The sequence below is a fragment of the Deltaproteobacteria bacterium genome, from assembly GCA_020848745.1.
GTDB lineage: Bacteria > Desulfobacterota > Binatia > UTPRO1 > UTPRO1 > UTPRO1.
Map to the genome: position 1 here is coordinate 1 of JADLHM010000104.1, position 4,761 is coordinate 4,761.

General features: G+C 66.2%; 8 protein-coding genes. 6 read left to right on the forward strand and 2 right to left on the reverse strand.

The genetic code is table 11. From position 1 onward, the window contains the following. Positions 1 to 385: 385 nt before the first annotated feature. Positions 386 to 1,759 carry a type II toxin-antitoxin system HipA family toxin YjjJ gene (gene yjjJ, locus IT293_15725; GenBank protein ID MCC6766107.1) on the reverse strand — a complete coding sequence of 458 codons (1,374 nt, stop codon included), beginning with the start codon at positions 1,757 to 1,759 and terminating at the stop codon, positions 386 to 388. An 85-nt stretch (positions 1,760 to 1,844) separates the two neighbouring features. Beyond that, complete coding sequence (locus IT293_15730) at positions 1,845 to 2,078, reverse strand: hypothetical protein (protein ID MCC6766108.1); 234 nt, start codon at positions 2,076 to 2,078, stop codon at positions 1,845 to 1,847. Between the two features lie 231 nt (positions 2,079 to 2,309). Between IT293_15730 and IT293_15735 the strand changes: the two genes are divergently transcribed. The 6 genes from IT293_15735 (at position 2,310) to IT293_15760 (ending at position 4,478) form a co-directional block, all read left to right on the forward strand. Further along, a complete protein-coding gene (locus IT293_15735; GenBank protein MCC6766109.1) occupies positions 2,310 to 2,540 on the forward strand; it encodes a type II toxin-antitoxin system CcdA family antitoxin in 231 nt (76 codons plus the stop codon). After that, entirely contained in the window at positions 2,540 to 2,848 is a 309-nt protein-coding gene (locus IT293_15740) for a CcdB family protein (protein ID MCC6766110.1), read from the forward strand. Before IT293_15735 ends, IT293_15740 begins: the two co-directional genes overlap by 1 nt. Positions 2,849 to 2,950: 102 nt before the next feature. Continuing rightward, complete coding sequence (gene tnpA / locus IT293_15745; protein ID MCC6766111.1) at positions 2,951 to 3,304, forward strand: IS200/IS605 family transposase; 354 nt, start codon at positions 2,951 to 2,953, stop codon at positions 3,302 to 3,304. A 170-nt stretch (positions 3,305 to 3,474) separates the two neighbouring features. Further along, on the forward strand, positions 3,475 to 3,636 hold the full coding sequence (locus tag IT293_15750; GenBank protein MCC6766112.1) for a hypothetical protein: 162 nt from the start codon (positions 3,475 to 3,477) through the stop codon (positions 3,634 to 3,636). Positions 3,637 to 3,854: 218 nt separating this feature from the next. Continuing rightward, on the forward strand, positions 3,855 to 4,091 hold the full coding sequence (locus IT293_15755; GenBank protein MCC6766113.1) for a DUF433 domain-containing protein: 237 nt from the start codon (positions 3,855 to 3,857) through the stop codon (positions 4,089 to 4,091). Positions 4,092 to 4,094: 3 nt separating this feature from the next. Next, positions 4,095 to 4,478, forward strand: coding sequence for a DUF5615 family PIN-like protein (locus tag IT293_15760; protein MCC6766114.1), 384 nt, complete (start codon positions 4,095 to 4,097; stop codon positions 4,476 to 4,478). The last annotated feature ends 283 nt before the right edge of the window (positions 4,479 to 4,761 follow it).

Consider the following 4,761-nt stretch of genomic DNA (forward strand, 5'->3'; position numbering starts at 1 on the left):
CAGCTTCTGGTGATCACGTCCGACGAGAACATCCCGAAGTACGCCGGCATCTCGACGCGCTGGTAGGCACGTCGTGGCTCACCTTCCTTGTGTCCTCTGGTGCGGGAACCGACTGCGCGTACACCGCAAAGGTGGTCGGTAGTCGGTGCGCTGGGTTGACGTAGATGCTCCAGGCCGCGGCGGAAGACGGCGTTGACGGGATCGCGGACGCGTTGTTCGTCGGCGCCAACGATCTCGTCGTCAACACCGCGCATGCGTGGCGCATCGGCCCAGCGGTCGACGGCGCCGAGCCCCCGCCGCCGTGCGTCCGGAACGCGTGCTGCGTATGTCGGCCGCCCGCGGCCGGTGCAAGGAGTGGTTGATCGAGGCGAGAGCGAGGCGGCGTTCAATCGAAGCGGCGGCGGAGACGCGCCAGCATCTCGGTCATGTGCCCCGCCTCGGTCCTGAAGTAGCTCGTGAACCGCGCGTCGGCCGCCACGAGCTGCCAGAAGCTCTCCGCGATGATCGCTGCGCGCCGCCAGGCGGCGAGTTGCCTCGGCTTCGGCAGCGCGGGGACCAGATCGCGATGCGGCAGCTCGCCGGTCGTCGTCGGCCGGTAGTGCATGGGGAGCATGTCGTAGAGGGGTGCCAGCCCGAGCGGCAGATCGTCGTCGATGAAGAGGGCGAGATTCGCGAGGTGCATGTCCGTGTTGCCGATCAGCACGCCGAACCACCAGGCGATGCGGATCGTGTCCGCGTCGTCCGGGAACAGCCAGCCGCCGGTCGTGAGCTCGTCGGCGACCGCGAGCCAGTCGGCCGTCAGGTCTCCATGCGCGCTTTGAAAGGCGTGGAGCGTCGTCACGCCGCGCCGACCGTGAGCTCCCACGCGGTCGAACCGCCGGATCTCGAGATAGCAGCGGCGCTCGCCGTCGATCCATTCGGTTTCGCACGCCGCGATGCCGTGCGCACGCAAGCTTTCCGCAGCCAGGTGCTCGGCGAGCAGGAGATCACTCCACCGTTCTCCGACCGAGGAATCGCGCAGCGCGAACTTGACGAGCACGTGGCGCCGGTCGGCGCCGTCACATACGCACGCGGTGAACTTCGGCTGTTCGCCGCCCGCTGACGATCCCGCGGGCTCCCCGGCAATCGCGGCGTCGGCCAGTCGAGCGTATTCGCTGATACGTGCGTCCGGCGGAATGGAGGGCGGGTCGCCGAGCGAGGCATGTTGGACGCGCGTGAGGGCCCGCTCGCCGACGACGAAGTCGCCCGGGAGATCGTCTCCGTACAGGAGCAAGATCTTGAGGACGTCCGACGAGCTCCAGAGGCGAAGATCCGGACCGAGCCCGAGCTCGTGGCGATACCTGGTCGCGAAAGCCCGGCCGAGAAACCCCTGCGGCCGCAGGTCGTCGAGAAACCACGGAAGGTCGGAGAAGAGGCCGTCCGCGGGCTCGTCGCGCAACCATGCCGGACGTGGTTCCGCCTCGTACCACCACATCTTCGGGTGCAGCGCATGCAGCGTCGCGACGAGGCGGGCGCGCCCAGCCGCATCGATACGGTGCACGTCCCAGCGATCGCCTAGCTGCTCGACGTCGCGGCGCACCGCGTACCGCGTCGCCCGCGCTCGCCCGAATCGGATGATGGCGTCCCCCCCGCTCCGTACCAGCCGCGAAAGGGTCGGCTGCGCGATTCTCAGCTCCGCCTGCAGCTCGCGGGCAGGCGTGGGGCCGCGGCGCCGCAGTAGGCTCAGCAGGCTGTCGGCGGGAACCGTCGAACGAGGCACATAGAATGGATATCAGAATAGATTTCTGTCATGCAATCAAAATGCTTCCAGTGTGTTACAGGTTTTTGCACTAGACATGTAGAATTTATACTGACTTGATATCCGTCGATTCGTCGACCCGGCAGCGCACGTAGCGGTGGTGCGGAATGCCCGTGAGCTCGTTCTGGTTTGCGCCCTGGACCATGCCGTCGGCGGACACCATCCCGAAGCCGTTCGGCATCCACACGTGGCTGGCCATGAGCTTGGCGTCGATCTGCGCCGGCGTCGTCAAGTCGCCGCGGTTGGTCGACACCCGGACGAGGTCGCCGTCGCGGACCACCGAGCGTGCCGGCGTCGGCGGGCGAGAGCCTGAGCGCGCAGCGCGGGCCCTCATGCTGCACGCCGAGCGGATCGTCCTGCCTCACCCGCGGACCGGCGCGCCGGGCTTATTCTGAACGGCGTCCTGCGGGCAGGGCCGCCGCCTGGTCTCGGCAGTAGTGGTTTTCACGCTTGCGACCAGCAAACCATGCGCATAAAGTCTGCGCACTCCGTTCTTCAGAAAGAGGCATGAGTGCGCGCTGCCCCCAAAGTCGCTACCAATCTCTCCGCGCGGGCGGACATCGTCAGCGAGGCCAAAGACCTCGGGTTGAACCTGTCCGAGGTCTTCGAGTCCGCGGTCGCCGAGGCCATCAAACGCCGACGCCAGGAGTTGTGGCTCGAGCAGAACCAGGAAGCCATCGATTCCTACAACGCGCGCGTCGAACGCGATGGCCTCTTCGGTGACGAGTGGCGCAAGTTCTGATGGCCCAGTTCGATCTCTTCGGGAATCCGCGGAGCAAGACCTATCCGTTCGTTCTCGACGTGCAGTCCGATCTGCTCCGAAATCTGGCGAGCCGTGTGGTCGCGCCACTCGCGCCCCTCGGGAAATTGCGGGGCAAGCCGCTGACGCGCCTGAACCCGCTCGTGTCGATTGCGGGGCGGGAGCACGCCGTTCTGTTTCAGGAGCTCGCTGCCATACCCGCGAAGGCGCTCCGCTCGCCCGTCGGCAACTTGCGAAACCGCCGCGACGAGCTCGTCGCGGCGCTCGATCTGCTGTTCACCGGCGTCTGAGTCGGCGGCGCTTGCCCGCTACCAGGGCTTGTGGTGTTCCCCCAGTTTTTGGACAGGTCAGCCTGACCTGTCCAAAAACTGGGGGAACACCACAGCAAGCCGGTGCTGAGAGGCGATCTCGGGCAGGAAGTGCGCGGGTTGATCCAGCAGATTTGCCGGGCGCACGACGTGACGATCATCGCGGGGCACATTCGGCCGGATCATGTGCATCTGCTGTTGAGCGTGCCGCCGCATCTGGCTCCGAGTCGGGTGATGCAGGCGATCAAAGGGAAGACGTCGCACCGGCTGTTGATGGACCACCGGAAGTTGAGGGCGGCGTTCTGGGGCCGGCATCTGTGGAGCCGGGGGTACTTCGTGTGCAGCAGCAGCAACGTGACCGATGAGATGATTGCGGAATACATCCGGACGCAAGATGCCGAGCCCCAGGACGACGACCGGTTCAAGGTGAGTGAGTGACGGATGCATGAGCCTGCAGCGCGCGGCGAGGGTCTTTAGGCGCCTTCAGGCGCCTGCGAACCCGCCGCCTTCAGGCGGCGGAGGGCCGCGCGCTCAGATTTTCAACAGCTTCCGGGACATCCCCCCTTCCGACGCGGCGTCGCTAAAAACACGGAGGAAAACACGGGCGGATGGCACGTTTCGAGCGCGGGAACCAGGCGGCGGTCGGCAATCGCGGCGGCGGCCGACCACCGAAGCGGCTCCGGGAGATCACGACGGCCGACGCACCCAAGGTGTGGCGCGAGCTGCGCGCGATCGCGTTGAAGCCGACGCACGCTAAACGCGCGACATGACGAGCGTCCCCGACGGGATTTGTACCTTATTATTCCCGCGACTTCCGCTGGTTGCCGTTGTGAAGCGTGCGGCGTAAGTCGTTCAATCCCCAGCAGGACTATATCCTCACAGACAGCAAACGTTGTCGCGCTCGCGCAGGGAGCCAGTACCGGGCAGCACCGGCCTTCGACCCGATCAAAGGCTTGCCCGACACGGCACGGGGCGGTAGAGGTCCGCCATGCCCGCGATCGTATTGGCGCCCCGGATCGTCGCCAACCCCGAAATCTTGGGGGGAAAGGCCATCATCGAGGGGACCCGCCTCAGCGTCGAGTTCATTCTCGGCCAACTCGGCCGTGGCCTCGGCGTCAACGAAGTAGTCAAGGAATACGGCGTCCCGCGTGACGATGTGCTTGCGGCGGTACGCTTCGCGGCGAACACCGTCGGCCGGGACGCGTATCTCGCACCCGAGCGCTAGTTCGTGGAACGATCGAGCGGTCTGCGATTTCTCGCCGACGAGAATATCGCGGCCTCTGCGATCGATAGCCTCCGTGGCCTTGGCATCGACGTGGTCACCGTCGACGACCGGCGCCTCCGAGGCTTCCCGGATCACCTACTCCTCGATGCCGCGACCGCCGAGCATCGCGCCATCCTGACGCAGGACACTGACTTCGGCACCCTTGCCATCGCCCAGGGTGCGCCGTGCTTCGGGATCATTCTCGTACGCCCGGGTGACTTGCTGCCGTCGGAACTTCTGGTGCTCGTGACGGACTTCCTGCGCGCGGACGCAGAACTTCCCGCCCCGTTCATCGTCGTACTGGAGCGCGGGCGGACGCGCGTTCGGGCGCTGACGGAACCGATCTGACGGTTGCCCCTCGCCACGCATGGCCGCGACGATGGTTGACGTTTCCACCGCTGGCCGTCGATGGTCACGCGGTCATGATCAACGTCCTGCTGTATCCGTTCGCTGAACCGCGTCGCTGACAGCGCCCGCGGCGTACGCTACTGCTCGTCGGCGTGGTGTTGGCGATCCTCAAGAAGCGCAGGAATCTGAACAAGGCTCGGGGAACGGTACCGGGTGCGCTCGTGGTTGAGCCCCCTCGCGTCCTCGGGTAAAGCGCGCGCTCGCTGACGCTGCACGCAGCGAG